The sequence below is a fragment of the Ancylobacter polymorphus genome, from assembly GCF_030813495.1.
Classification (GTDB): domain Bacteria; phylum Pseudomonadota; class Alphaproteobacteria; order Rhizobiales; family Xanthobacteraceae; genus Ancylobacter; species Ancylobacter polymorphus.
The window spans coordinates 79,709-104,250 of the sequence record NZ_JAUSUI010000007.1; the positions used below are offsets into that span (position 1 = coordinate 79,709).

General features: G+C 69.3%; 21 protein-coding genes. 14 read left to right on the top strand and 7 right to left on the bottom strand.

Translation table 11 applies throughout. The features are described 5' to 3' along the window. Window positions 1-7: 7 nt before the first annotated feature. Genes J2S75_RS16840 through J2S75_RS16850 form a run of 3 tightly spaced genes read left to right on the top strand, consistent with a single transcriptional unit; the run spans window position 8 to window position 5,159 of the window. The gene (locus tag J2S75_RS16840; RefSeq protein ID WP_307021482.1) at window positions 8-700 is read left to right on the top strand and encodes a TetR/AcrR family transcriptional regulator; all 693 of its coding nucleotides are present in this window, start codon (window positions 8-10) and stop codon (window positions 698-700) included. Beyond that, window positions 697-1,959, top strand: coding sequence for an efflux RND transporter periplasmic adaptor subunit (locus tag J2S75_RS16845; RefSeq protein WP_307021484.1), 1,263 nt, complete (start codon window positions 697-699; stop codon window positions 1,957-1,959). The genes J2S75_RS16840 and J2S75_RS16845 overlap by 4 nt, the downstream gene beginning before the upstream one ends. Further along, window positions 1,959-5,159 carry an efflux RND transporter permease subunit gene (locus tag J2S75_RS16850; RefSeq protein ID WP_307021486.1) on the top strand — a complete coding sequence of 1,067 codons (3,201 nt, stop codon included), beginning with the start codon at window positions 1,959-1,961 and terminating at the stop codon, window positions 5,157-5,159. The genes J2S75_RS16845 and J2S75_RS16850 overlap by 1 nt, the downstream gene beginning before the upstream one ends. A 162-nt stretch (window positions 5,160-5,321) precedes the next feature. Here the strand turns inward: J2S75_RS16850 and J2S75_RS16855 are convergent, their stop codons facing one another. The 5 genes from J2S75_RS16855 to J2S75_RS16875 form a co-directional block, all read right to left on the bottom strand. Further along, a complete protein-coding gene (locus tag J2S75_RS16855) occupies window positions 5,322-5,999 on the bottom strand; it encodes an LON peptidase substrate-binding domain-containing protein (protein WP_307021488.1) in 678 nt (225 codons plus the stop codon). Between the two features lie 77 nt (window positions 6,000-6,076). Further along, a complete protein-coding gene (gene trxA / locus J2S75_RS16860) occupies window positions 6,077-7,003 on the bottom strand; it encodes a thioredoxin (protein ID WP_307021490.1) in 927 nt (308 codons plus the stop codon). 87 nt (window positions 7,004-7,090) lie between these two features. Further along, window positions 7,091-7,624 (bottom strand): prolyl-tRNA synthetase associated domain-containing protein, encoded by a 534-nt coding sequence (locus tag J2S75_RS16865; protein ID WP_307021492.1) that lies wholly within the window; start codon window positions 7,622-7,624, stop codon window positions 7,091-7,093. Between the two features lie 98 nt (window positions 7,625-7,722). Beyond that, window positions 7,723-8,844: an alginate O-acetyltransferase AlgX-related protein gene (locus tag J2S75_RS16870; protein ID WP_307021493.1), complete on the bottom strand. Its 1,122-nt coding sequence runs from the start codon at window positions 8,842-8,844 to the stop codon at window positions 7,723-7,725. A 13-nt stretch (window positions 8,845-8,857) separates the two neighbouring features. After that, entirely contained in the window at window positions 8,858-10,273 is a 1,416-nt protein-coding gene (locus J2S75_RS16875; protein WP_307021496.1) for an MBOAT family O-acyltransferase, read from the bottom strand. Window positions 10,274-10,483: 210 nt separating this feature from the next. Between J2S75_RS16875 and J2S75_RS16880 the strand changes: the two genes are divergently transcribed. Continuing rightward, window positions 10,484-11,287 carry a gamma-glutamyl-gamma-aminobutyrate hydrolase family protein gene (locus J2S75_RS16880; protein WP_307021498.1) on the top strand — a complete coding sequence of 268 codons (804 nt, stop codon included), beginning with the start codon at window positions 10,484-10,486 and terminating at the stop codon, window positions 11,285-11,287. A gap of 20 nt (window positions 11,288-11,307) precedes the next feature. Here the strand turns inward: J2S75_RS16880 and J2S75_RS16885 are convergent, their stop codons facing one another. Beyond that, window positions 11,308-11,982: a GntR family transcriptional regulator gene (locus J2S75_RS16885; RefSeq protein WP_307021500.1), complete on the bottom strand. Its 675-nt coding sequence runs from the start codon at window positions 11,980-11,982 to the stop codon at window positions 11,308-11,310. A gap of 107 nt (window positions 11,983-12,089) precedes the next feature. Between J2S75_RS16885 and J2S75_RS16890 the strand changes: the two genes are divergently transcribed. Beyond that, window positions 12,090-12,326, top strand: coding sequence for a Trm112 family protein (locus J2S75_RS16890; protein WP_307021502.1), 237 nt, complete (start codon window positions 12,090-12,092; stop codon window positions 12,324-12,326). A 105-nt stretch (window positions 12,327-12,431) separates the two neighbouring features. On the opposite strand, the gene J2S75_RS16895 is transcribed toward J2S75_RS16890, so the two are convergent. Then, window positions 12,432-13,664, bottom strand: a complete 1,233-nt coding sequence (locus J2S75_RS16895; RefSeq protein ID WP_307021503.1) for a ubiquinone biosynthesis hydroxylase — start codon at window positions 13,662-13,664, stop codon at window positions 12,432-12,434. 168 nt (window positions 13,665-13,832) lie between these two features. On the opposite strand from J2S75_RS16895, the gene J2S75_RS16900 reads away from it, so the two are divergent. The 9 genes from J2S75_RS16900 to lysA all read left to right on the top strand — a co-directional run bounded on the left by J2S75_RS16900 (window position 13,833) and on the right by lysA (window position 24,496). Further along, window positions 13,833-14,714, top strand: coding sequence for an acyl-CoA thioesterase (locus J2S75_RS16900; protein WP_307021505.1), 882 nt, complete (start codon window positions 13,833-13,835; stop codon window positions 14,712-14,714). A gap of 296 nt (window positions 14,715-15,010) precedes the next feature. Beyond that, window positions 15,011-15,349 (top strand): P-II family nitrogen regulator, encoded by a 339-nt coding sequence (locus J2S75_RS16905; RefSeq protein ID WP_244450241.1) that lies wholly within the window; start codon window positions 15,011-15,013, stop codon window positions 15,347-15,349. A gap of 51 nt (window positions 15,350-15,400) precedes the next feature. Then, window positions 15,401-16,762 (top strand): ammonium transporter, encoded by a 1,362-nt coding sequence (locus tag J2S75_RS16910; protein WP_307021507.1) that lies wholly within the window; start codon window positions 15,401-15,403, stop codon window positions 16,760-16,762. A 202-nt stretch (window positions 16,763-16,964) separates the two neighbouring features. Beyond that, window positions 16,965-18,227 carry an aminotransferase class I/II-fold pyridoxal phosphate-dependent enzyme gene (locus J2S75_RS16915; RefSeq protein ID WP_307021509.1) on the top strand — a complete coding sequence of 421 codons (1,263 nt, stop codon included), beginning with the start codon at window positions 16,965-16,967 and terminating at the stop codon, window positions 18,225-18,227. A 47-nt stretch (window positions 18,228-18,274) separates the two neighbouring features. After that, window positions 18,275-20,923, top strand: coding sequence for a DNA translocase FtsK (locus J2S75_RS16920; RefSeq protein WP_307021511.1), 2,649 nt, complete (start codon window positions 18,275-18,277; stop codon window positions 20,921-20,923). Between the two features lie 168 nt (window positions 20,924-21,091). Beyond that, window positions 21,092-21,811 (top strand): LolA family protein, encoded by a 720-nt coding sequence (locus J2S75_RS16925; protein WP_307021515.1) that lies wholly within the window; start codon window positions 21,092-21,094, stop codon window positions 21,809-21,811. Between the two features lie 279 nt (window positions 21,812-22,090). Next, entirely contained in the window at window positions 22,091-22,909 is an 819-nt protein-coding gene (locus tag J2S75_RS16930; protein WP_307021517.1) for an exodeoxyribonuclease III, read from the top strand. Window positions 22,910-23,004: 95 nt separating this feature from the next. Continuing rightward, window positions 23,005-23,214, top strand: a complete 210-nt coding sequence (gene lptM / locus J2S75_RS16935) for an LPS translocon maturation chaperone LptM (protein ID WP_244450247.1) — start codon at window positions 23,005-23,007, stop codon at window positions 23,212-23,214. Window positions 23,215-23,227: 13 nt separating this feature from the next. Beyond that, window positions 23,228-24,496: a diaminopimelate decarboxylase gene (gene lysA / locus J2S75_RS16940; RefSeq protein ID WP_307021519.1), complete on the top strand. Its 1,269-nt coding sequence runs from the start codon at window positions 23,228-23,230 to the stop codon at window positions 24,494-24,496. Window positions 24,497-24,542: the final 46 nt, after the last annotated feature.

Genomic DNA, 24,542 nt, shown 5'->3' on the forward strand with positions numbered 1-24,542 from the left:
TCGGTGCATGAACACCCTTGCTTCCCGCGCGACCGCCGCCCCTGCGGCCCGTACGCCGGATGGAAAGTCGGCGGCCGCACGCCCGGAAAAGGAGCGGCGGGACCCGCGTCGCCGGGTGCTGGAGGCGGCCATCGCCTGTTTCGGCCGCTCCGGCTTCCACGGCACCTCGATGCAGCAGATCTGCGCCGAGGCCGGCATGAGCCCGGGCGCGCTCTACCGTTATTTCCCGTCCAAGGAATCGATCATCGTCGCCATTGTCGACGAGGAGCGGGCGCTGCGGATGAGCTGCGTCGACATGCTGGAGAGCGCCCCCAGCTTCGTCGAGGGCCTCGCCCGCATGGGCGCGGCGCTGTTCTCCGGAGAGACGCGCATGGTGTCGCTGGAACTCGGCCCGGAAATCTACGCCGAGGCGGCGCGCAACCCGGCGCTGAAACCGACCTTCGACGCCGCCGAGGATGAGATGAACGCCGCGATCCGCGCCTGCTTCGTCGACGCGCAGGCCCGCGGCGAGATCGATCCCGCCATCGACCCCGACCTTGCCATGGTGATGATCAACGCCATTGGCGACGGGCTGGTGCTGCGCCACGGCTTCGAGCCGAAGCTGCCGCTCGACAAGATGATGCCGGCCCTTTCCGGCCTCGTCGCCCGCATGCTGGCGCCCGCTCCGGCGCCGACCCTTTCACCGGACCGCACATCATGACCGTGAAGCCGCCATCCCTGCGCGGGCGTATCGCCCTTGCCCTCACCATGACCGCCGTGGTGGTGGGTGTCGCCGGCTACGCCTTCCGCGACCGCATCGCCACCGGGCTCGGCCTGTTCGAGCCGGCGCAGGCCGAGGTCGCCGCGCCGGAGCCGAACGAGGTGAAGGGCATCACCATTTCCGTCGTGCCGGCCAAGCGGCGCGAGGTGGTGGAGAAGCTGCCCGTCACCGGCACGCTGGTGGCGCGCGAGGAGGTGATGGTCGGGCCGGAGATCGACGGCTACCAGATCAACGAGATCCTGGTGGAGGAAGGCGACCGGGTGGAAATGGGCCAGGTCCTTGCCCGGCTGTCGCGCGACATGCTGGAGACGCTGCTCGCCCAGAACACCGCCAATGCCGCCAAGGCGCAAGCCGCCATCGCCCAGCAGCGGGCGCAGCTGGAGCAGGCGCAGGCGCAGCTGATCGAGGCCAATGCCGCCGTGGAGCGCGCCCGCACCCTGATCAAGACCGGCGCCACCTCGCAGGAAGTGCTGGACCAGCGCGAGCGTGCGGCCAAGGTCGCGGCGGCGCAGGTGACGGCGGCTGACGAGATGGTGACGGCGGCGCTGGCCGAGGCCGACCAGATCAAGGCCAATCGCGACGAAATCCAGGTGCGGCTCGCCCGCACCGAAATCAAGGCGCCGCTCGCCGGCATCGTCTCGTCGCGCTCCGCCCGTATCGGCGCCATCGTGCTTTCCGCCAATAGCGAGCCGCTGTTCCGCATCGTCAAGGACGGCGCCATCGACCTCGATGCCGAAGTGCCGGAATCCGCCCTGCCGCGGGTGACGCCCGGCCTGAAGGTGGCGGTGACGCCGGCCGGCTTCGACACGCCGCTGGAGGGAACCGTGCGGCTGGTCGGCGCCAAGGTCGATCCGGCCACCCGCCTCGCCCGCGTCGCGGTGGCGCTGCCGGACGATGCGCGCCTGCGCCCCGGCGCCTATGCGCGCGGCGTGATCGAGATCGCCCGCCATGACGGGGTCGCCTTGCCGCAATCGGCGGTGCAGTTCGCCCCGGAAGGCGCCTTCGTGCTGGTGGTGGAGGGCGACACGGTGCGCCGGCGCCCGGTGACGATCGGGCTCAAGGGCGACGGCTATATCGAAATCACCGACGGGGTGCGCGAGGGCGAGAGCGTCGTCGCCCGCGCCGCCGGCTTCCTGCGCGACGGCGACCGGGTGAGCCCGGTGCCGCTGGCCGATGCTCCCGCGAAGGGCGGTGTGTAATGGCTCTCAACGTTTCCGCCTGGGCAATCCGCAAGCCGGTGCCCTCCATCGTGCTGTTCGTGGTGCTGACCGCGATCGGCCTCTACACGTTCGACCGGCTGCCGATCACCCGCATGCCGAATATCGACGTGCCGATCGTCTCCGTCACCATCACCCAGCCCGGCGCTGCGCCCAGCGAACTGGAAACGCAGGTGACCAAGGTGGTCGAGACCTCGATCGCCGGCGTGCAGGGGGTGAAGCACATCTCCTCCACCATCACCGAGGGCACCTCACTCACCGTCGTCGAGTTCCAGCTGGAAACGCAGGTCGACCGTGCGGTGAACGATGTGCGCGACGCGGTGACCAAGGTACGCACGGAACTGCCGCAGGACATCGAGGAGCCGCTGGTTCAGCGCGTCGATGTCGAAGGCATGGCCATCGTCACCTATGCCGCCTCCGCCCCGGCGATGACGCCGGAGGAACTGTCCTGGTTCGTCGACGACACGCTGGTGCGCGCGCTGCAGGGCGTGCGCGGCGTGGCGCAGGTGAAGCGCGAGGGCGGCGTGGAGCGCGAAATCCGCATCTCGCTCGACCCCGACAAGCTGGCCGCGCTCGGCGTGACGGCGGCGGATGTGAACCGCGAGCTTGCCGCCACCAATGTCGACCTCGCCGGCGGGCGCGGCGAGATCGGCACGCAGGAGCAGTCCGTGCGCACACTGGGCGGCGCCAGCACGGTTGAGGATCTCGCCGAGACCCGCATTTCGCTGCCCGCCACCGGCGGCGGCGGCACGCGCTATGTGCGCCTCGCCGACCTCGCCACCGTGACCGACGGTGCCGCCGAACCGCGCATCTTCGCCCGGCTCGACGGCAAGCCGGTGGTCGCCTTCGGCATCTACCGGGCCAAGGGCTTCTCCGACGTGGTGGTGGCCGAGAGCGCGGAAAAGGCGCTGCAGGACCTCGAAAAGCGCCATCCGGAAGTCGACATCACCCTCATCGATTCCACGGTGAAATACACCGAGGCCGACTACACCTCGGCCATGCACACGCTGATGGAAGGCGCGGTGCTGGCGGTGATCGTGGTCATGGTGTTCCTGCGCGACTGGCGCGCCACCATCATCACCGCGACGGCGATCCCGCTCTCCATCCTGCCCACCTTCTGGGTGATGGACCTGCTCGGATTCTCGCTCAACGGCGTGAGCCTGCTCGCCGTCACGCTGGTGACCGGCATTCTCGTCGACGACGCCATCGTCGAGATCGAGAACATCGTGCGCCATATGCGCATGGGCAAATCCGCCTATCGCGCGGCGATCGACGCCGCCGACGAGATCGGCCTCGCCGTGGTGGCGACCACGCTCACCATCGTCGCGGTGTTCCTGCCCGTCAGCTTCATGGGCGGCATTGCCGGCCAGTATTTCCGCCAGTTCGGCATCACGGTGGCGGTGGCGGTGCTGTTCTCGCTCCTGGTGGCGCGCCTGCTCACCCCCATGCTCGCGGCCTATTTCATGCGCGACCACGGCCACCGGGAAACGCCGGACAGCTGGCTGATGCGCGCCTATGTCGGGCTGCTGCACCGCTCCATCCGCCACCGTTTCCTCACGGTGACGGCGGGCATCCTGCTGTTCATCGGCTCGATGTGGCTCTCCACCCTGCTGCCCTCGGGCTTCATCCCCAATTCCGACGTGTCCCGCTCCGTTCTGGCGCTGGAACTGCCGCCGGGCGCGACGCTGGAAGCGACGCGGCGCGTGGTGGACGAGGTGACCGACACGCTGAAGGCGCAGCCGGAAGTGGCGAGCGTGTTCGCCACCGCCGGCTCCGGCTCCACCGACGGGCCGGCCAGCGGCGGCGGCGAGGTGCGCAAGGCGACGATCATCGTCAATCTGGTGCCGCGCGCCGAACGCACGGCGACGCAGAAGCAGTTCGAGATGCGCCTGCGCGACGACATCGCCCGCATTCCCGACCTGCGCTTCAATTTCGGCGCCTCCGGCGGCGCCGGCCCTGGCGGGCGCGAATTCACCATCATCCTCTCCGGCTCGGACGGGGCCGAGGTGGAGGCGAAGGCGCTGGAGCTGGAACGCGAGATTCGCGAGAAGGTGAAGGGCCTGTCCAATGTGCAGACCTCGGCGGCGCTGGAGCGGCCGGAACTGCGCGTGGTGCCCAAGCTGGCCGAGGCGGCGGCGCTCGGCGTCTCGGTGTCGGACATCGCCCAGACCGTGCGCATTGCCACGCTGGGCGACGTGTCGCAGAACCTCGCCAAATTCTCCGCCGGCGACCGCCAGGTGCCGATCCGGGTGCAGCTCGACGAGCGGGCGCGCGGCGACCTCTCCACCTTCGAGACGCTGAAGGTGCGCACCGCCGCCGGCGCCTCGGTGCCGCTGCTCTCGGTCGCCGACATCTCCTTCGGCACCGGCCCGTCCAGCCTCGACCGGTATGACCGCGCGCGGCGCGTGGCGATCGAGGCCGACCTCGCCGGCAATACCCAGCTCGGCGAGGCGCTGGCGGAGGTCTATGCGCTGCCGGCGGCCAGGAACATGCCGTCCAGCATCGTGCTGAAGGAATCCGGTGACGCCGAGATCATGGGCGAAGTGTTCGGCGGCTTCGCCACCGCGATGATGGCGGGCGTGATGATGGTGCTGGCGGTGCTGGTGCTGCTGTTCGCCAATGTGCTGCAGCCGATCACCATCCTGATCGCGCTGCCGCTGTCGGTAGGCGGCGCCTTCATCGCCCTCCTGCTCACCAACAACGCGATGACGCTGCCGGTGGTGATCGGCTTCCTGATGCTGATGGGCATCGTTACCAAGAACGCGATCCTGCTGGTGGATTTCGCCATCGAATCCGTGCATGCGGGCGCCGACCGGACCACGGCGCTGATCGAGGCCGGGCGCAAGCGCGCGCAGCCCATCATCATGACCACCATCGCCATGGCGGCGGGCATGATGCCCTCGGCGCTCGGGCTGGGCGAGGGCGGCGATTTCCGCTCGCCCATGGCGATCGCGGTCATTGGCGGCCTGCTGGCCTCGACCCTGCTGTCGCTGATCTTCGTGCCGGCCGTGTTCACGCTGATGGACGATCTCGGCCACCTGATGGCGCGCATCTTCGGCCGCTTCATCGGCGCCCGCGACGAGCCGGACGAGCACGCCGGCGTGCCCGTGGTGCGCGCCGGGCTGCACGCCGTGGACGCCGGTCCGCACTCCACGCCCCGGCCGCCGCTGGCGGCGGAGTAGGGGGTGTCCGATTGTCCTGATCCCCGGGCTTGACCCGGGGAGCCAGCCGTATCTCTGCGGCCGCGCGTGAACGTCTGGGTGGCCGGGTCAAGCCCGGCCATGAGGTAACCGACGAGGGTGCGGGTACAGACGAGAGCGCGCGTGAGGAGAAGGCGCCCGCCGCTATTGCAGCGTGCCGTCGCCTTCGCCGCCGGTGCGGGCCATGGTCATCTGGGTGACGGCGATCAGCATCTCGGCGCGGGAGGCGAGGGTGGGGGCTTCCAGCAGCGCCTGTTTCTCGCGCGGGCCGAACGGGGCCATCATGGCGAGCGCATTGACCAGCGCCTCATTCGGCGCGTCCTTGATGCTCTTCCAGTCCGCTTCCAGCTGGTTGGCGTCGAGATAATCCGCCAGCGTGCGCAGCAGCGTGGCGCGGTCCACCGCCTCGGCCCCAGCATTGGGGGTGAAGTCGTCGCCATAGGGCGCATAATCGACCTTGGCCTGGCGGAACGGCGTGCCGGAATCGACCTCCGCCACCACCTTGAACCGGGCAATGCCGCTCAGATTCAGCAGGTAGCGGCCATCGCCGCTCTCGGCGATCTCGGTGATGCGGCCGACGCAGCCCACCCCGACAATATCCGGTGCGCCCGGCACGGTGAGGGCCGGCTGCTGCGGCGCGGTCTGGATGATGCCGATCAGCCGGTGGCTGGCCAGCGCCGAATCGATCATCGCGACATAGCGCGGTTCGAACACGTTGAGCGGCAGCTGGCAGCGCGGCAGCAGCAGCGCCCCTTCCAGCGGGAAGAGCGGGATGATGGGCGCCAGCTCGGAGGGGCCGGCATAGGGCTTGTTGATCGCCATGGCGTTCCTTGCGCGATGTGTCGGCCCGGTTCCGGTGCCGCGTGCCGGCCGCGACGGGGGACCGCCGCCGGCCGGTCTCAGGCGAAGAGCAGCGATGACAGGCGGCGGCGGCCGGCGAGCGTGTGCTCGTCCGTCGGCCCCCAGGCCTCGAAGAACTGCACCAGCTGCTTGCGGGCGCCGTCCTCGTTCCAGGCGCGGTCCTTGCGGACGATGGCGAGCAGATGGTCCACCGCCTCCTCGCGCCGGCCGCGCGCGCTCAGCGCCACGGCAAGGTCGAAGCGGGCCTGATGGTCCAGCGGGTTGGCGGCGACCTTCGCCTCCAGCTCCTTCACATCGCCCAGCGCGCTCGCGGCTTCTTCCAGCTCGATGGCGGCGCGCACGGCGGTGAGCGCGGCGTCGCTGGCGGCGCTGGCGGGCGCGAGGGCGAGCGTCGCCTTGGCCTGTTCGAGATTGCCGGCGGCAAGCTCGGTGCGGGCGAGGCCGGCGATGGCGGCGAGATTTTCCGGCTCCTCGCCCAGAATTGCGGCGAAGATTTCCGCCGCGCCGGCGAGATCGCCCTCGGTGAGCGCCGCCTCGCCGCTGGCGAGAATGTCGGCGATGTCGTTGCCGCCACCCGAGGCCGCGATCAGCTTGTCGACGATCGCCTTGATCTGCGCCTCGGGCTGCGCGCCCATGAAGCCGTCGACCGGCTGGCCGTTGACGAAGGCATAGACGGTGGGCAGCGACTGGATGCCGAGCTGCTGGGCGACGGCGGGGTGCTCGTCCGTGTTCATCTTGGCGAGGCGTACCTTGCCCTTGGCGGCGCGCACCACTTTCTCGATGATCGGGGTGAGCTGGCGGCAGGGGCCGCACCAAGGGGCCCAGAAATCCACCAGCACCGGGCGGCGGCGGGATTCCTCGACCACGTCCTTCATGAAGGTCTTGGTGGTGACGTCGATCACCACATCGTCGCCGGCCGGCGCGCCGCCCGGAGCGGCGGGAGAGGAGGGCTGGTTCAGCAACATGGGTCGTCCTCGCAATAGGGCAGGTGCCTGCGGATCTCGTGCTCGGCGTCTAAAATGGTCTGCCGCGCCGCGAATGCAACGGGGTGGTCAGCTCTCGGTGGTGGCGGGCTGCTCCGCCTCGCTGCGCCGGGGCACCGCCAGCACGCGCGGCTCATGGCCGGTGGCGCGCAGGAAGCGGACAAGGTCGGCGCTGGCGATGGTGGTGGTGGCGGTGTTCACCAGCGGGTGGCAATTCACCGTCTCATGCGCCATCAGCTCGGCGTCGAGCACCACGGCGACGCGGCCCTCGACATCGTTGACCGGGCCGAAGGCGGTGACGGCGCCGGGCTTCACCCCCAGCACCTCTTCCAGAAGCTCGGCGCTGCCGAAGGAGAGCTTGCTCGCCGCGCCGAGCGGAACGTGCAGGTTCTTGAGATCGACCCGCGTCTCCTCCTCCACCACGACGAGGAACAGGTTCCCCTTCTTGTCCTTGAGGAACAGGTTCTTGGTGTGGCCGCCGGGAATGTCGCCGCGGAGCGCCTGCGAATCCTCCACCGTGAACAGCGGCGGGTGTTCGACCGTGGTGGTGGGAATCCCGAGCTCGGCGAGCCGGGCGAGGAGATCGTCGCGGGAAAGGGGCATGGGGCGGATCCGGCGGAGAGAGACGGGGGCCTTTTAGGGCGGCGCGGGGCGGTGGAGCAAGGCGGAGGCAGGCGGAGAAGCAAGGCTTGGGCGGGGGCTCAGCCGCCGCCTTCCGGCAGGGGCGTCCGGCTCCAGTTCTTGCAGGTGAGGAAGCGCTCCGTCGGCGCGTAGATCAGGATGTCCGGCGTGAAGCGGTCGATGACGCCGCGGTCGAACTCGCAGGCGTTGTGGTGGATCCAGACCACCGCCGAGGCGCGGTAGGCCAGCGGGTTGGACCAGAAGCCCTGGGTGAAGGAATCGCCGATCACCATGACGCGCGGGCCGGCATGGCCGGTGGCGTAGGCGTTGAAGCCGTAATTCTCGGTTCCGGGCGGCGGCGGGCCGACGATGCCGGTGAGCGGCGTGGTGTCGTGCGGCCCGCCGACCGGCGGTTTCCACACATACTCCACATCCGCCGGCTCGCGGTCGGCGACGCCGGCGACCCGCAGGAGGTCGCCCCCCGCGCGCCGCCGCGTGCCGCTGAACGCCAGCGACGGTGCGATGGCAAGTTCCGGGCGGCCCGCCGCGTCCATGACCGCGTTGAAGGCCAGCAGCGCCGCCAGCGCGTTCCAATGCGTATCGTAGCGATAATAGAGCGGGCCGCTCGCCGCGCTTTCATCGACGATGGGGCGCAGATCGACGAAGGTGATGCCGTCGCGCTTCATCCGCGCGGCGACGAGGTCATATTCGTTCGGCTGGTGGCGCTGCGCGCGGATATATTCCGGCAGCTTGTCGAAGCGGGCGGTGGCGGCGTTGGGCGGCAGCGTCAGCACGAAGGTGCCGCCGCTGGCTGCCATTTTCTGCTGCAGTTCCTCGGCCAGGATGGCGAGCCTCTCCACTCCCTGCAGCCGCACCAGCTGGCCGATGGACTGTTCCAGCGCGTTCTCGTCGCGCAGGAACAGGCTGCCATCCGTGCCGTCGACCACCCGAATGCCGGGCGGGGAGCCGATGAAGCGCAGATAGCGGCGATGGGCGGTGAGCACCGGGCCGCGAAAGCCGAAAGCGTTGTTGATATAGGGGTCGAGCCGCGCCGAGGCGTGTTCCCACCAGCGCGCCTCCGGCGCCAGCACGGTGCGCATCGGGCCGGGCATGGCGGGGAACAGCAGGCCGATGGTCGGCAGCGACAGCAGCGCCACGAAGATCAGCGCCCACCAGCGGCGGAAGGCCATGAGCAAGGGCATGGTCGCGCTCCCCTCAGAACCGGAAATACAGGAAGGGCGAATAGGTCGCCGCCCCCACCGACAGGATGCACAGGACGAACAGCGCCGCCACCACGACGCTGTCGGCCAGTCCGTACAGGGCGCGGCGCAGATGCGGCGGCAGCCGCTTCGCGCCGGGCGGCGGCAGGCCGAACATGGCGAGCGGCCAGGCCAGCACCAGGATGACGATCGTCACCGGCTCCAGATCGGCCAGCAGATTGATCGACAGCGGGCCCACCCCGTTCAGCCCGGCGAGGCCGGCGAACAGCTCCATCGCCTGCGGCAGGCTCTCCGCCCGGAACCAGACCCAGCCGGTGAGCACGACGAGGAGCACATAGGCATGCCCGACCACGCGCGGCGCGGCGCGCAGGGCGGCGCCGAGGCGGGTGCGCTCCAGCACCAGGAAAGTGCCGTGATGCACGCCCCATATGACGAACGTCCAGCTCGCCCCGTGCCACAGGCCGCAGAGCAGGAACACGGTCCACAGATTCAGCGCCGTGTGCACATGGCCGTGCCGGTTGCCGCCGAGCGGGATATAGACATAGTCCCGGAACCAGCTCGACAGGCTCATATGCCAGCGGCGCCAGAAATCGGTGATCGACAGCGCGCCATAGGGTAGATTGAAATTGCGCGGGAATTTCAGCCCCATGGCCAGCGCGAGGCCGATCGCCATGTTGGAATAGCCGCCGAAGTCGAAATAGATCTGCAGCGCATAGGCGCAGACGCCGATCCACGCCTCGCCGAGATTGGGGGCGGTGGTGTTGTCGAACACCACGCTGACCAGCGGCGCCACCTCGTCGGCGATCAGCACTTTCCACGACAGGCCGATGACGAAGATGCGCAGCCCCGCCGACACCCGTCCGAGCGTGGTGCGCCGCGCCCTGATGCGGTGGGCGATGGTGGAGTAGCGCACGATCGGGCCAGCCACCAGCTGCGGGAACATGGTGATGTAGACCGCGATCTCCTCGAAGCGGCCATTGGCCCGCGCCTTCCCGCGATAGATGTCGACGAGATAGGAGATGGCGTGGAAGGTGAAGAAGGAGATGCCGAGCGGCAGCGGCGGATGCACCACCGGCAGCTGGGCGGCGTCGGGCAGCAGGTGGTTGAGGTTCTCGGCGAGGAAGCCGGCATATTTGAAGGCGATGAGGCCGGCGAGATTGAGCGCCACCGCCAGCCCCAGCATGCGCAGCCGCCACGGGCCCGTACGGGTGTCGATCAGCAGGGCGAGGCTGTAATTGGCGACGATGGACACCGCCAGCACCACCACATTGGCGAGCCCGCCCCAGGCGTAGAACACCAGCGAGAAGGCCAGCAGCACGAGATTGCGGGCGCGCAGCCCCGGCGTCGCGAAATAGCAGATCAGGAACGCCGGCAGGAAATAGAACAGAAAGGTGACGGACGAAAAAACCATGGGCTTCCGGCGGCGCCTGCGGACGAGAGGTGGCCCTTCATACACGAAGATCCTTCGCCGGAAACATTTGGGTACGGAGGGCGGCGCGGCGGCGGCGATCGGGCGCAAGCGGCAGGGTCGCGCGCCGTGCGGGGCGGGGCTGCACGCGCCCGCCGTTGACAGCCGCCGGGCGCGCGCGCCACATCAGCGGCAGAGAGCGCAGGAGATGTTATGCGTCCGGTTATCGGTGTGATCAGCGATGTGAAGGCCAGGGACGGGCATGTCGTCCATGGCGTCACCGAGAAGTATATTTACGCGGTGGCGCGCGGCGCCCAGGCGATGCCGGTGCTCATTCCCGGCACCATCTCGGCGGTGGATTCCGCCATGGCGCCGGAGCGGATCGTCGTCGACGAGATCCTCGCCGCCGTCGACGCGCTGTTCCTGCCCGGCAGCCCGTCCAATGTCGGCCCGCATCATTATGGCGACCTGCCGCACGACCCGCCGCTGCCGGCCGACCCGCACCGCGACGACATCTCGCTGCCGCTGATCCGCGCGGCGCTGGAACGCGGCGTGCCGCTGTTCGGCGTATGCCGCGGCTTCCAGGAAATGAACGTCGCGCTTGGCGGCACGCTGTTCCAGAAGCTCTATGAGCAGCCCGGCCGCTTCGACCATCGCGAGGATTCCGGCCTCGACATCGAGGGCCAGTACGCGACGGTGCACGACGTGGCGCTGGCGGCCGACGGGCTGCTGGCCAGCCTCGCCGGGGACACGACGTGGCGGGTGAACTCGCTGCACGGCCAGGGCGTGGCGATGCTGGCGCCGGGCGTGGCGGTGGAAGCGACGGCCGAGGACGGCACCATCGAGGCCTTCCGCGTGCCGGATTCGCCGGGCTTCAACATGGCGATCCAGTGGCACCCGGAATGGCGCTTCTGGGAGGACAAGCTCTCCAGCGGCATCTTCACCGCCTTCGGCGCCGCCGCACGCCTCGCCGCCGAGCGCCGGCGCGGCGGCGGCCGGATGAAGGCGGCGGGCTGAGCAGCGCCCGGGCGCTTGCTCTACCCCAGCTGCGCCAGCAGATGGCCGATTCCGTCGCGAATATCGGCCTCGATGGCGCGGCGCAGCGCCGCCTCGTCGCGGGCGCGCAGCGCGGCCAGCGCCTCGGCGTGGCGGTCCACGGGGTAATGGGTTTCGAGGTCCGCCAGCGCCATGCGCATGAACGGGCCGATCTGCAGCCACACCGATTCGATCAGCGGCAGCAGCACATTATCCGCCCGCCCGCCATAGAGCGCGCCGTGGAAGGCAAGATTGGTCTCGATCATCGCCTCGGTATCGGCGGCGGCCACCGCCGCGTCGGAATCGGCGTTGAGCGCGTCGAGCCGGGCGATGAAGGCGCTGTCCGCGACCGCGAGCGCGCGGGCCGCCGCCTCGGTCTCCAGCAGCGTGCGCGCCATCATCAGCTCCTCGAAGCGGCGCGCCGTCATTTCCGGCACGCGCACGCGGCGATTGTCGAGCAGCACCAGCGCGCGCTCGGCCACCAGCCGCCGCAGCGCCTCGCGCACCGGCATGGAGGAGACGCCGAGTTCGTCCGCCAGCCCGCGGATCGTCACCGCCTTGCCGGGCGGGAAGCGGCCGGCCATGACCGAGCGGCGCAGGCGGCGAAACACCCATTGCTGCAGCGTATCGCCGTCGAGACGGGGTTCCAGGGCGAGATCGAGCGGGGGAGATTCCATCGGTCCGTGGCACTTCGGGGAAGGTGGCGACGTGAGAATGTCAGCTTGCTGCGTTATATAGCCGGAATACGTTCGTGATCCTGCCGAAGATCGGGAGATTCCTGCCCATGGCCGCGCAATCCAACAATCCTGCCCCCGTTTCCCCGCGCGCGGGCTACGAGATCGACCCGAAGCTGCTGGAACTGCTGGTCTGCCCGGTCACCAAGGGGCCGCTGGACTATGACCGCGCGGCGCAGGAACTGGTGTCGCGCGCCGCGCGTCTCGCCTACCCGATTCGCGACGGCATCCCGATCCTGCTGGCCGACGAGGCGCGGCAGCTGACCGAGGAAGAGGCGGCGCGCTGATACCTGGATCACTTCACTGTTTCACGGCAACAGTGAAGTGATCTCATTCTTTGTTTTGTCGCGTTTTCTTCACGCGAACCGGTAGTCCCTTCGCTCGAAAACGCTCTACAGCGCTTCCCCGCGCAGCAGGCGCGGGGCGCGCCCGCCAATGCCGGCGGCGTCGCGGATGAAGAAGCCCTTCAGCGCCGGCAGGCGCTCCACCAGCCCGAGGCCGACATCGCGCGCGAGGCGCACCGCGTCCGAGCGCAGGCCGAACAGACGGTTCAGCCCGTCGGTCGCCACGCCCATGGCCAGCGTGTCGAAGCGCCGCCAGCGCTGGTAGCGCTCCAGAACGTCCGGCCCGCCGATGTCGAGGCCGAGCCGGGCGGCGTCGGTGGCGGCCTCCGCCAGCGCCGCCACATCGCGCAACCCCATATTGATGCCCTGCCCGGCAATGGGGTGGATGGTGTGGGCGGCATCGCCCACCAGAGCGAGGCGCTCGCCGATGAAGGAACGCGCCATCTGGAAGCCGAGCGGGAACGCCTTCGGCTCGTCGAGGATTTCGATCCCTCCCAGTTCCAGCCCGAAGCGCTGTTCCAGCTCGTCCAGCAGCAGCACGCGCGGCAGCTTCAGCAGGCGCGCGGCGGTGTCGGTCGCCTCGGTCCAGACGATGGAGCAGCGATTGCCGGTGAGGGGCAGCATGGCGAAGGGGCCGGCGGGCAGGAAATGCTCGATCGCCTTGCCCGCGTGCGGGCGCTCATGGCCGACCGTCATCACGATGGCGGACTGGTGATAGGACCAGCCGGTGACGCCGATGCCGGCCAGCGCCCGCAGCTTGGAGCGGCCGCCATCGCAGGCGGCGAGCACGGAACTGGTGGCCTCCGCGCCATCGCCGAGCCGCAGCGCAATGCGGGCCGGGCCGGGGGTGAAGCCGGCGATGCGGGTGGGCAGCAGCGCGACGCCGCGTTCGCGGGCGAGGTCCGTCATCGCGTCCTGCAGCACTGCATTGGGCAGCATATGGGCGAAAGGCTCGCCCGGCTCCACCTCGCCGTCGAAGGAGAGGAACACCGGCCGGGCGGCGTCGCCGAGCTTGGAATCGGTGATCTCCATGGCGAGAATCGGCTGGGCCTCCGCTTCCACCCGCTCCCACACGCCGAGCGCTTCGAACAGGCGGCGGGCGCCGGCGGCGATGGCGGAGGCGCGCAGATCCGTGCTGGCGGGCTGCGGCGCGGCGAAGGCCGGGTCGGCCACGGCGAGGCGGGCACTGTCTCCCAGCCCCTGCCGCAGCGCGAGCGCGAGGGTAAGCCCGGCGAGCCCGCCGCCGGCCATCACGGCATCATATCGCTGGTCCTGTTGCATGGCGCGCCGCCTCCGCTCTCGACCATCCGCGCATTGTGCGCCCTCCCTCCTATGCCTTAGCTAGGCACCCCGGACAATGCGCCGGGGTGCCGCCCCCGTCTTGACCCATTCCGTCTTGACCCATTCCGCCTTGCCTGCCGTTCCGTCGCGATGAGGAGAAGCCCGCCCATGACCCAAAGCGCCGCCGAACTCGTCGCCCTGCTCGATCTGGAGCGGCTGGAGGACAATCTCTTCCGTGGTCTCAACCCGCCGGAATCCTGGCCGTTCCGCACCCGCGTCTTCGGCGGGCAGGTGCTGGCGCAGGCGCTGGTGGCGGCGCAGCGCACGGTGGAAGGGCTTGCCGCCCATTCCATGCACGCCTATTTCCTGCTCGCCGGCGATCCGAAGGTGCCGATCATTTACGATGTCGAGCGGGTGCGCGACGGGCGCAGCTTCGCCACGCGCCGGGCGGTGGCGATCCAGCACGGGCGGCCGATTTTCATCATGTCGGTCTCGTTCCATCGCCAGGAGCCGGGGCTGGAACACCAGCTCGACCTCGACATGGCGGTGCCGCCGCCGGAGGAGGTGCCGGGCATCGGCGAACTGCCGGCCGAGGTGGTCGCCGCCCTGCCGGCGCCGGTGCTGGCCTATTGGCGCCGCCCGCGCCCGATCGAACTGAAGCCGGTGGGGCTCGGGGAAAAGCGCGTCGAGCCGCGCCGGGCGGTGTGGTTCCGCACCACGGGCCCGCTGCCCGACGCGGAAGGGCTGCACCAGGCCGTGCTCGCCTATGCTTCCGACATGACGCTCCTGGAAGCGACGACGACGCTGCACGGCACCAGCGTGCTCGGCGAGAACCTGCAGGTCGCCAGCCTCGATCACGCGCTGTGGCTGCACCGTCCCTTCCGCGCCGATGACTGGCTGCTCTATGCCCAGGACAGCCCGAGCGCCGCCGGCGCGCGCGGCCTGGCGCGCGGGCTGATCTATGACCGCGCCGGGCGGCTGGTCGCCTCGGTGGCGCAGGAAGGGCTGATCCGGCCGGTGCGGGCGCCTGCCGCACAGGCATCTGCCTAAAATTTAGACGACTGATGGCGAATGTGGGGCGGTGACTCGGGAAGGGTCAGCGGCCCGATCAAGAATTGAGCAATCCGGCGGCGTCGCGTGCGTGCAGGGCGGTGGCCGCCGACGGTGCATCGGCCCGCGCTTCCCTGCGGCATTTCCACCGGAAGCGTTGATCCGCAACGGTTGGCACGCGAATTGATTCTCTCTCCCCGGCTGGATCGGCAGGTTGCGTAAAACAACCTCGACGAGTCCGACATGAAACGCCCAGAACCCCGCCAGCGGTTCGGGGCCAAGCGGGGACAGAACCCATGAAGATCGTCATGGCTATCATCAAGCCCTTCAAGCTTGAGGAAGTCCGGGATGCGCTCACTGGCATTGGTGTGCACGGACTGACCGTTACGGAGGTCAAGGGATATGGCCGTCAAAAGGGCCACACCGAGATCTATCGCGGCGCGGAATACGCAGTGAGCTTCCTGCCCAAGCTCAAGATCGAGGTCGCCGTGGCTTCCGATCATGTTTCCAAGGTCATCGACGCGATTACCACCTCGGCCAAGACCGGCCAGATCGGCGACGGCAAGATCTTCGTCTACGCGATCGATCAGGCCGTGCGCATCCGCACCGGCGAAACCGACGCCGACGCCCTCTGAGCCTGCGTCACCGATCCCGATATTTTCCGATTGCGACGGAGCATTGAACCCATGACGACCAAGAATTGGATACGCGCGGGCCTGCCTGCGCTGGCGACGACGGCGCTGTTTGCGGCCGCCGCTTTCGCCCAGGACAACCCGGCCGCCGGCGCGGAAGCCACCGCCGAGGTCGCCGCCGCGGTCACCGTGGACAAGGGCGACATCACCTGGATGATGGTCTCCTCCATCCTCGTTCTGTTCATGACCGTGCCGGGCCTCGCCCTTTTCTATGGCGGCCTCGTGCGCGCCAAGAACATGCTCTCGGTCCTCATGCAGGTCACCGTCATCGCCGCCGTGATGATGCTGCTCTGGGTGTTCTACGGCTACTCGCTCGCCTTCACCTCCGGCAACGCCTTCATCGGCGGCTTCGAGAAGGCCTTCCTCGCCGGCGTGACCACGGAAAGCCTGGCCGACACCTTCTCCAAGGGCGTGAAGATTCCGGAATACATCTTCATCGTGTTCCAGATGACCTTCTCGGCCATCACCCCCGCGCTGATCATCGGCGCCTTCGCCGAGCGCATGAAGTTCTCGGCCATCGTGCTGTTCAGCATCCTGTGGGTGACGTTCGTCTACTACCCGATCGCCCACATGGTGTGGTTCTCGGAAGGCTACCTGTTCGCCATGGGCGCGCTCGACTTCGCCGGCGGCACCGTGGTGCACATCAATGCCGGTATTGCCGGCCTCGTCGGCTGCATCATCATCGGCAAGCGCACCGGCTACGGCAAGGAACTGATGCCTCCCCACTCGCTGCCCTTCGCCATGGTCGGCGCCAGCGTCCTGTGGGTGGGCTGGTTCGGCTTCAACGCCGGCTCCAACCTTGAAGCCAATGCCGGCACCACGCTCGCCGTCATGAACACCTTCGTCGCCACCGCCGGCGCGATCGTCGGCTGGACGCTCATCGAGTGGCTGGCCAAGGGCAAGCCCTCCATGCTCGGTGCCATCTCCGGCATGGTTGCGGGCCTCGTCGCCATCACCCCGGCCGCCGGCCTCTCCGGCCCGCTCGGCGCGATCGTGCTCGGCTTCATCGCCGCCATCATCTGCTTCTTCTTCTGCACCACGGTGAAGAACGCGCTCGGCTATGATGACAGCCTTGACGTGTTCGGCGTCCATGGCGTGGGCGGCATCGTCGGCGCCATCGGCACCGGCATCGTCGTCGCCCCGGCGCTCGGCGGCCCCGGCATCGCCGATTACGCGATGGGCCACCAGGTGTGGGTGCAGTTCCAGGCGGTGGCGGTGACCCTCGTGTGGGGCGGCATCGTCTCGGCGATCCTCTACTACGTGGTCAACGTCCTCATCGGGCTGCGTCCGTCGGTGGAGAAGGAGCGCGAGGGCCTCGACATCGTCGAGCATGGCGAGCGCGCCTATCACAGCTGATCGGAGCTACCGGCTCCGCCGGGCGGCGCGTTCCGCGCGCCGTTTCCCGGTCTCTTTGCTGCGCAAGGCCCCGGCACTGCCGGGGCCTTTTCTTTGCCGGCGGCCCGGCGCTTTGCGCGCGCATGGTTAAGAACGCCTTTACCGCAGCCGGGCTATTGTGCCGGCAGAGGCCGCATTCCGTGGCCGAGGCGAGACCGAACCCGTGCCTGATGCCCTTTCCCCCGCTGCCGCCGCGACACCGGCCACTGTCCCCGATCCGGGGCCGGCGGCGCGCTCGCCTTTCGTGCGGCTGACCGAGCTGCTCGCCGATCTCGCCCCGGGAAAGCCGGCGCTGAGCCTGGCGGTCGGGGAGCCGCGCCACGCCATGCCCGGTTTCGTCGGCGAGGTGCTGGCTGGTCATCTCGACGGCTTCGGCCGCTATCCCGCCGGCAAGGGGCTGCCCGAGTTCCGCCGCGCCGCCGGCGACTGGTTCGCCCGCCGCTACGCGCTGGCCCGCGCGCCCGATCCGGAGCGCGAAGTCTTGGTGCTCAACGGCTCGCGCGAGGGGCTGTTCTTCGCCGCGCTGATGGCGCGCCGGCTGCTCTCGCCGCAAAAGCGCGCCCGCATCGGCGCGGCCGAGCCCGCCGTGCTGCTGCCCAACCCGTTCTACGCCGCCTATGGCGCCGGAGCGGAAGCCGCCGGCTGCGCCAGCGTCGACCTGCCTTTGCCGGCGGCTGGCGGCTGGCTGCCGGACCTCGACGCTCTGACCCCGGAACTGCTCGACCGTTCGGTCGCGCTCTATTTCGCCTCCCCGGCCAATCCGCAGGGCACCATCGCGCCGCGCGCCTATCTTGAGCGGCTGGTGGCGCTGTGCCGGGCGCATGAGGTAATGATCTTCGCCGACGAGTGCTATTCCGAGATCTGGCTGGGCGAGGCACCGCCGACCGGCATTCTGGAGGTGGCGGGGCCGGATTTCGCCGGCGTCGTCGCCTTCAATTCGCTGTCGAAGCGCTCCAGCCTGCCGGGGCTGCGCTGCGGCTTCTGCGCCGGCGAGGCACGCTTCATCGAGGCCTTCGCCGATTTCCGCAATGTCGCCGCGCCGCAGGTGCCCGAGCCGCTGCAATGGGTCGGCATCGCGGCGCTGTCCGACGAGGCGCATGTGGCGGCGAGCCGCGACCTCTACAGGGCGAAGTTCGACATCGCCGACGAGGTGCTGACCGGGCATTTCGACTATCAGCGGCCGGATGGCGGCTTTTTCCTGTGGCTGAACGTCGCCGGGCTGCGCACCGGGCGGCACAGCGCCGGCGAGGAAGCGGCGCGGCGTCTGTGGCAGCGTGAGGGGCTGCGCACCGTGCCGGGCGGCTATCTTTGCCGCGGCGACGCGCAGGGGCGCAATCCCGGCGCCGACTATCTGCGTATCGCGCTGGTGCAGGACCTTGAGACGACGCGGGAGGCGCTGCCGCGCCTTCTGGCCGGTCTGTCCTGAGCGGGGCGAGGCGTTTGGCGAGGCGGGGCAAGGAGACGGGGCGGGACATGGGGACGCAGACGACGATGCGGACGCCTCGGCTGGAGGCCGCTCCGTCCCGTGCCGCCCGGCCGCGACCCCGGCCGGAGGGAACTGGCAAGGGCGGCGCTGGCCCACGGCCGCACCGGGCCGGGCAGAGCGCGCCGGGCGGCTTCCTGCCCGAGGAGGTGCGCGGCGCCCTTTCCCGCCGCACGGCAGAGCTGGTCGGCCTTGCCTGGCTGAGCCTGTGCGCGCTGATGCTGCTGGCGCTGGCGACCTGGTCGGCCGACGATCCCAGTCTCAGCCGTTCCAGCGCCGCCGCGCCGTCCAATCTGCTGAGCCTTCCCGGCGCGATCTTCGCCGATGTGATGATGCAGCTTTTCGGCGTCGCCGCCCTGGCGGTGGTGCTGCCCATGGGCATATGGGGCTGGCTGCTGCTGACCCATCGCCATCCCGGCCGGCTGCGGGCGCGGCTGATCGCCTTGGTGGCGGGCATCGTCTTCGCCTCCGGCTTCGCCGCCTGCCTGCCGCGTTTCGGCGGCTGGCCGCTGCCGAGCGGGCTCGGCGGCGTGCTGGGCGAATTCGTGCTTGCCGTGCCGGCGGCGTTGCGCGCAAGCTGGCTGACCAGCGCCGACTACGCCGTGGTCGGCATTGTCTGCCTCATCGGCGCCGCGCTCACCCTGCCGCTGGCGGTCGGGTTCGGGCTGCGAGCCGAGCCGGAGGAAGCGCTGGACGACCCGCGCCGCGCGCCCGCCAGCTTCGAGGATGACGAACCGGGCTGGCTCGCCTTCCTGCTCGGCATGATGACCCATGGCGTGCTGTCGCTGAAGGCGCGCTTCGCGCCCGGCGCCGCCCGCCGCCCGCGCCCCGCGCGCGGCCTCGCCGAACGACTGCGCGAAAGCGTCGGCTTCGGCGGCGCGGAGGAGGACGATCTCGCAGCCCTGCGCGCCGGCCGGCACGAGCCGAGCTTCGGCCGGCGCGAGACGTTCGACGAGGAGGAGGACGTCGCCGGCTTCGAGAGCGCCGATGACGACCTGCCCGACGCGCTGGACGAGGCCTTTGCCGCGCCCCCGCCGCCGCCGGTGCCGCGCGTCGCCAAGCGCCCGCCGCCGCTGCGCTCGATCCGGGGCGGGCGTGCCGCGCTGGAGGAGCAGCGCCGGCGCTACGCCATGCCGGGGCTCGACCTGCTGTCGCCGCCGCCGCCGCGCGGCGGCCCTGCCCTGTCACGCGAGGCGCTGGATCAGAACGCGCGCGATCTCGAAGGCGTGCTCGACGATTTCGGCGTGCGCGGCGCCATCGTCAATGCCCGTCCCGGCCCGGTGGTGACGCTGTACGAGCTGGAGCCGGCGCCGGGGATCAAATCGAGCCGCGTCATCGGCCTTGCTGACGACATTGCCCGCTCGATGAGCGCGATCTCCGCGCGTGTGGCGGTCATTCCCGGCAAGAACGCCATCGGCATCGAACTGCCCAACCCCAAGCGCGACAAGGTGCTGCTGCGCGAGATCCTCGTCGCCCGCGATTTCGGCGAGGCCGCGCACAAGCTCGCCATCGCGCTCGGCAAGACCATTGGCGGCGAGCCGGTCATCGTCGATCTCGCCCGCATGCCGCATCTCCTGGTGGCCGGCACCACCGGTTCGGGCAAGTCGGTGGCGATCAACACGATGATCCTCAGCCTGCTCTTCCGCATGCGGCCGGAGCAGTGCCGGCTGATCATGATCGACCCGAAGATGCTGGAGCTGTCGATCTATGACGGCATTCCCCATCTGCTGACCCCCGTGGTCACCGACCCGAAAAAGGCGGTGGTGGCGCTGAAATGGGCGGTGCGCGAGATGGAGGAGCGCTACCGCAAGATGTCGAAGGTCGGCGTGCGCAGCATTGACGGTTTCAATGCCCGCATCGCCGAGGCGCAGGCAAAGGGCGAGCAGATCGTGCGCACGGTGCAGACCGGCTTCGACAAGGAGACGGGCGAAGCCATCTATGAGCGCGAGGAGATGGACCTCTCGCCCATCCCCTATATCGTCGTCGTCGTCGACGAGATGGCCGATTTGATGATGGTGGCCGGCAAGGAGATCGAAGGCGCCATCCAGCGCCTCGCCCAGATGGCGCGCGCCGCCGGCATCCATCTCATCATGGCGACGCAGCGCCCCTCCGTGGATGTCATCACCGGCACCATCAAGGCCAATTTCCCGACCCGCATTTCCTTCCAGGTCACCTCGAAGATCGACTCACGCACCATTCTCGGCGAGATGGGCGCCGAACAGCTGCTCGGCCAGGGCGACATGCTCTACATGGCCGGCGGCGGGCGCATTTCCCGCGTCCACGGCCCCTTCGTCTCCGACCAGGAGGTGGAGCGCGTGGTCGAGCACCTGAAGGCGCAAGGCTCGCCCGACTATCTCGACGAGGTGACGATCGACCTCGATGGCGAGGGCGAGGACGGCGCCGTGTTCGACAAGAGCGGCATGGGCGCGGAGGAAGGGGGCGATCTCTATTCCCAGGCGGTGGCGGTGGTGATGCGCGACAAGAAGTGCTCCACCTCCTATATCCAGCGCCGGCTGCAGATCGGCTATAACCGCGCCGCCTCGCTGGTCGAGCGCATGGAGCGCGAGGGGCTGGTCGGCCCGGCCAACCATGCCGGCAAGCGCGAAATCCTCACCGAGGGCGGCGGAGAGGGCTATTGAGCCGATGACGGCCGCCGCTCCCGCACCTGTGTTTCCGCCCGTCGCTGACGCAGCGTCCGGGCCACAGGATCGCCACAGCGGCGCGCTACCCGCAGCCCCGACACCGACATGCGCACGAGGCCCGCGCGTCCCGTGCCGCGCCCGACGTGCTCCAGCGAGATGTGCCCCATGCGCTCCATGATCCGTATCTGCGCCGCCGCCCTGCTGCTCCTGCCGGCGGGCCTCGCCCTGGCGCAGGTGCCGCCGCCGCCCTTCGCGCCGGTGCCGCCGAAGAAGCCGGCGTCGATGCGCACCGCCCAGGCGGGTCCGGACGCGGCGGCGGGCGCAGATTCCGGCATCCAGGTCGCGGCGGTGGCCAACCAGCGCGCGGCGACGGAGACGGTCCAGCGCATCAACGACTATTTCAACAGTTTCAAGACGATGATCGGCGACTTCGTGCAGGTCGATCCCGACGGCACGCGTCAGCAGGGCCAGTTCTACATCCTCAAGCCCGGCCGGGTGCTGTTCGAATATGAGGCGCCGAGCCGGATCGAGCTGGTGGCGGACGGACGCTCGGTGGCGGTGCGCGACAAAAGGTTGAAGACGCAGGACATCACCCCGCTCTCGGCGACGCCGCTGCGCTTCCTGCTGTCGGAGAACTTCAACCTCGCCCGCAACGCCAATGTCACCGGCGTCTATCAGGACGACATCTTCGCCACGGTCGTGATCGAGGAAAAGCAGCCCATGGTCGGCACCTACCGGCTGATGATCATGTTCGACGCCAAGACCATGCAGCTCAAGCAGTGGACCGTCACCGACCCGCAGGGCTACGACACCACGGTCGCGGTGTCCAACCTCGACACCTCCCAGCGCCCGGACCCGATGATGTTCGTCATCAACCGGAATTGACGGGAGGCGAGGCAGGGAGGCGGGGATAGCCGCACGCGCCTCCCTCATGCCCGGGCTTGACCCGGGCACCCAGGTGACTGAAGGCCGGGGCATCTATTCGCGATCAACGGCGCGCGGCAAGGCTGGGTCCCCGGGTCAAGCCCGGGGATGAGGGGCGTGGAGGATGAGGAGGCGTGGGATAAGGGCGCGCGGCGGCGATGACGGTGCGGCGCCGTTCACCTTCGGCGGAACATGCTCTAGTGTCGCGCCGATTCCCGCCCCTCGACAGGTCTCCTCGCTTTGACGCTCTCCATCGCCACCTGGAACATCAATTCGGTGCGCCTGCGCATCGGGCTCGTCGCCAAGCTCGCCGAGGAACACCAGCCGGACGTCATCTGCCTGCAGGAGACCAAGACGCCGGATGACCGCTTCCCGCTGAAGGAGGCGGCAAAGTTCGGCTATCCCCACGCCGCCATCCATGGCCAGAAGGGCTATCATGGCGTCGCCATCCTCTCGAAGCGGCCCTTCGAAGATGTGAGCCGGCAAGGCTTCTGCGACATGGGCGATGCGCGGCATATTTCGGTGGTCCTCGGTCGCGAGGCCGGTCTTTCCGCGCCGCTGACCATCCATAATTTCTACATCCCCGCCGGCGGCGACATTCCCGACCCTGATGTGAACGAGAAGTTCCGCCACAAGCTCGCCTTCCTCGACGAGGCCACCGCCTGGGAGCACCTGCACCCGCAGGACCCCGCCGCGCGCTCGGTGCTGGTCGGCGATCTCAACATCGCGCCGCTGGAAGCGGATGTGTGGAGCCACAAGCAGCTCATCGACGTGGTCAGCCACACGCCGATCGAGGTGGAGAAGCTGGAAAGGCTGCAGGCGGCGGGAAACTGGGTGGATGTGATGCGCAACTTCATCCCGCCGCAGGAGAAGCTCTTCACCTGGTGGAGCTACCGCGCCGCCGACTGGGCGGCTTCCAATCGCGGCCGCCGGCTCGACCATGTGTGGGCGACCCCGGCGCTGGCGCCGACCGCCCGCGCGCTCACCGTGCTGCGCGAGGCGCGCGGCTGGGAGCGGCCTTCCGACCATGTGCCGGTGATCGCCACTTTTGACGCCTGACGGCGGCGACGAGCCTGCGCCGCGGGCCTCGCCTTTCCGCAAGCGGCGTTATAGGTTGCGCCTGAACCCGATCCGACCCAGCCGAGGAAGCCTCCTTGTCCCGCGCTCTCTCCCGCCTGTGCCGCACCTTCGCTCTTACGCTCGCGCTCGGTGGCGCGCTGGCGCTGGGCGGCTGCGGCGTGAAAGGCCCGCTGGAGCCGCCGCCCGGTTCGCCGCAGGCGCAGCCCGGCCCGGACGGCAAGGTGCCGAAAGATACCGGCCCGGTGAAGCCGAAACAGCCTTTCATCCTCGACGGCCTGCTCTGACCACCGAAGCGCCATGCACCATTTCGCCTATCGTGACGGCATCCTCCATGCGGAGGATGTGAGCCTTGTCGATATCGCCCGCGCGGTCGGCACGCCGTTCTATGCCTATTCCTCGGCGACGCTGGAACGGCACCACCGCGTGTTCACCGATGCCTTCGCCGATATGCGCACCACGCTGTGCTACGCGGTCAAGGCCAATTCCAACCAGGCGGTGATCCGCACCTTCGCCAAGCTCGGCGCGGGGGCGGACATCGTCTCGGGTGGTGAATTGAAGCGCGCGCTGGCGGCCGGGGTGGAGCCGCACAAGATCGTGTTCTCCGGCGTCGGCAAGACCCGCGAGGAAATGGCGGCGGCGCTCGATGCCGGGATCATGTGCTTCAATGTCGAGAGCGAGCCGGAACTGCTGACATTGTCCGAGGTGGCGGTGAGCCACGGGGTGGCGGCGCCGATCTCGATCCGCGTCAACCCGGATGTGGATGCCAAGACCCACCACAAGATCTCCACCGGCAAGTCCGACAACAAGTTCGGCATTCCGGTGTCGCGGGCGCGCGAGGTCTATCGCCATGCGGCCGCCCTGCCGGGGCTGCGCATCACCGGCGTCGACATGCATATCGGCAGCCAGATCACCGATCTCGGCCCGTTCGACAACGCCACCGCGCTCCTGGTGGAACTCGCCCGCGACCTGATGGCCGAGGGGCATCCGCTCACCCATCTCGATCTCGGCGGCGGGCTCGGCGTGCCCTATGTCGCCGGCGAGGCGGAGCCGCCGCTGCCGTCGGCCTATGCGGCGCTGGTGAAGCGGCACACACATAATCTCGGGCTCGGCCTCGTCTTCGAGGTCGGGCGCATGCTGGTGGCCAATGCCGGCATCCTCGTCGCCCGCGTGCTCTATGTGAAGGAAGGCGAGGGCAAGCACTTCGTCATCGTCGACGCGGCGATGAACGATCTCATCCGCCCGACGCTCTACGACGCCCATCACGAGATCTTGCCCGTGCGCGAGGCAAGGTCCGACGCGGGGCAGATGGTCGCGGATGTCGTGGGCCCCGTGTGCGAATCCGGCGATTTCCTGGCGCTGGGGCGGCACCTGCCGGGGCTGAAGGCGGGCGATCTCATCGCCGTCATGACCGCCGGCGCCTATGGCGCGGTGCAGGCCTCCACCTACAACACCCGCGCGCTGGTGCCGGAAGTGCTGGCGCGGGGCGGGGAATTCGCGATCGTGCGCCCGCGGGTCGAGGTGGACGAACTGATCGCGCTCGACCGGATTCCCGGCTGGCTGGCCTGAAGGCGGCGGGCCTCCCGTCCATCGTGCCGCCGCTCCCGCTCACAAG

Bases quoted from the DNA above. Each gene is read 5' to 3' on its own strand.
- J2S75_RS16850 (WP_307021486.1), top strand. From the start codon at position 1,959: ATGGCTCTCAACGTTTCCGCCTGGGCAATCCGCAAGCCGGTGCCCTCC.
- J2S75_RS16895 (WP_307021503.1), bottom strand. From the start codon at position 13,664: ATGCAACAGGACCAGCGATATGATGCCGTGATGGCCGGCGGCGGGCTC.
- J2S75_RS16900 (WP_307021505.1), top strand. From the start codon at position 13,833: ATGACCCAAAGCGCCGCCGAACTCGTCGCCCTGCTCGATCTGGAGCGG.
- J2S75_RS16910 (WP_307021507.1), top strand. From the start codon at position 15,401: ATGACGACCAAGAATTGGATACGCGCGGGCCTGCCTGCGCTGGCGACG.
- trxA (WP_307021490.1), bottom strand. From the start codon at position 7,003: ATGTTGCTGAACCAGCCCTCCTCTCCCGCCGCTCCGGGCGGCGCGCCG.
- J2S75_RS16925 (WP_307021515.1), top strand. From the start codon at position 21,092: ATGCGCTCCATGATCCGTATCTGCGCCGCCGCCCTGCTGCTCCTGCCG.
- J2S75_RS16875 (WP_307021496.1), bottom strand. From the start codon at position 10,273: ATGGTTTTTTCGTCCGTCACCTTTCTGTTCTATTTCCTGCCGGCGTTC.
- J2S75_RS16845 (WP_307021484.1), top strand. From the start codon at position 697: ATGACCGTGAAGCCGCCATCCCTGCGCGGGCGTATCGCCCTTGCCCTC.
- J2S75_RS16905 (WP_244450241.1), top strand. From the start codon at position 15,011: ATGAAGATCGTCATGGCTATCATCAAGCCCTTCAAGCTTGAGGAAGTC.
- J2S75_RS16870 (WP_307021493.1), bottom strand. From the start codon at position 8,844: ATGCCCTTGCTCATGGCCTTCCGCCGCTGGTGGGCGCTGATCTTCGTG.
- J2S75_RS16880 (WP_307021498.1), top strand. From the start codon at position 10,484: ATGCGTCCGGTTATCGGTGTGATCAGCGATGTGAAGGCCAGGGACGGG.
- J2S75_RS16920 (WP_307021511.1), top strand. From the start codon at position 18,275: ATGGGGACGCAGACGACGATGCGGACGCCTCGGCTGGAGGCCGCTCCG.
- lysA (WP_307021519.1), top strand. From the start codon at position 23,228: ATGCACCATTTCGCCTATCGTGACGGCATCCTCCATGCGGAGGATGTG.
- J2S75_RS16865 (WP_307021492.1), bottom strand. From the start codon at position 7,624: ATGCCCCTTTCCCGCGACGATCTCCTCGCCCGGCTCGCCGAGCTCGGG.
- J2S75_RS16855 (WP_307021488.1), bottom strand. From the start codon at position 5,999: ATGGCGATCAACAAGCCCTATGCCGGCCCCTCCGAGCTGGCGCCCATC.
- J2S75_RS16890 (WP_307021502.1), top strand. From the start codon at position 12,090: ATGGCCGCGCAATCCAACAATCCTGCCCCCGTTTCCCCGCGCGCGGGC.
- J2S75_RS16840 (WP_307021482.1), top strand. From the start codon at position 8: ATGAACACCCTTGCTTCCCGCGCGACCGCCGCCCCTGCGGCCCGTACG.
- J2S75_RS16885 (WP_307021500.1), bottom strand. From the start codon at position 11,982: ATGGAATCTCCCCCGCTCGATCTCGCCCTGGAACCCCGTCTCGACGGC.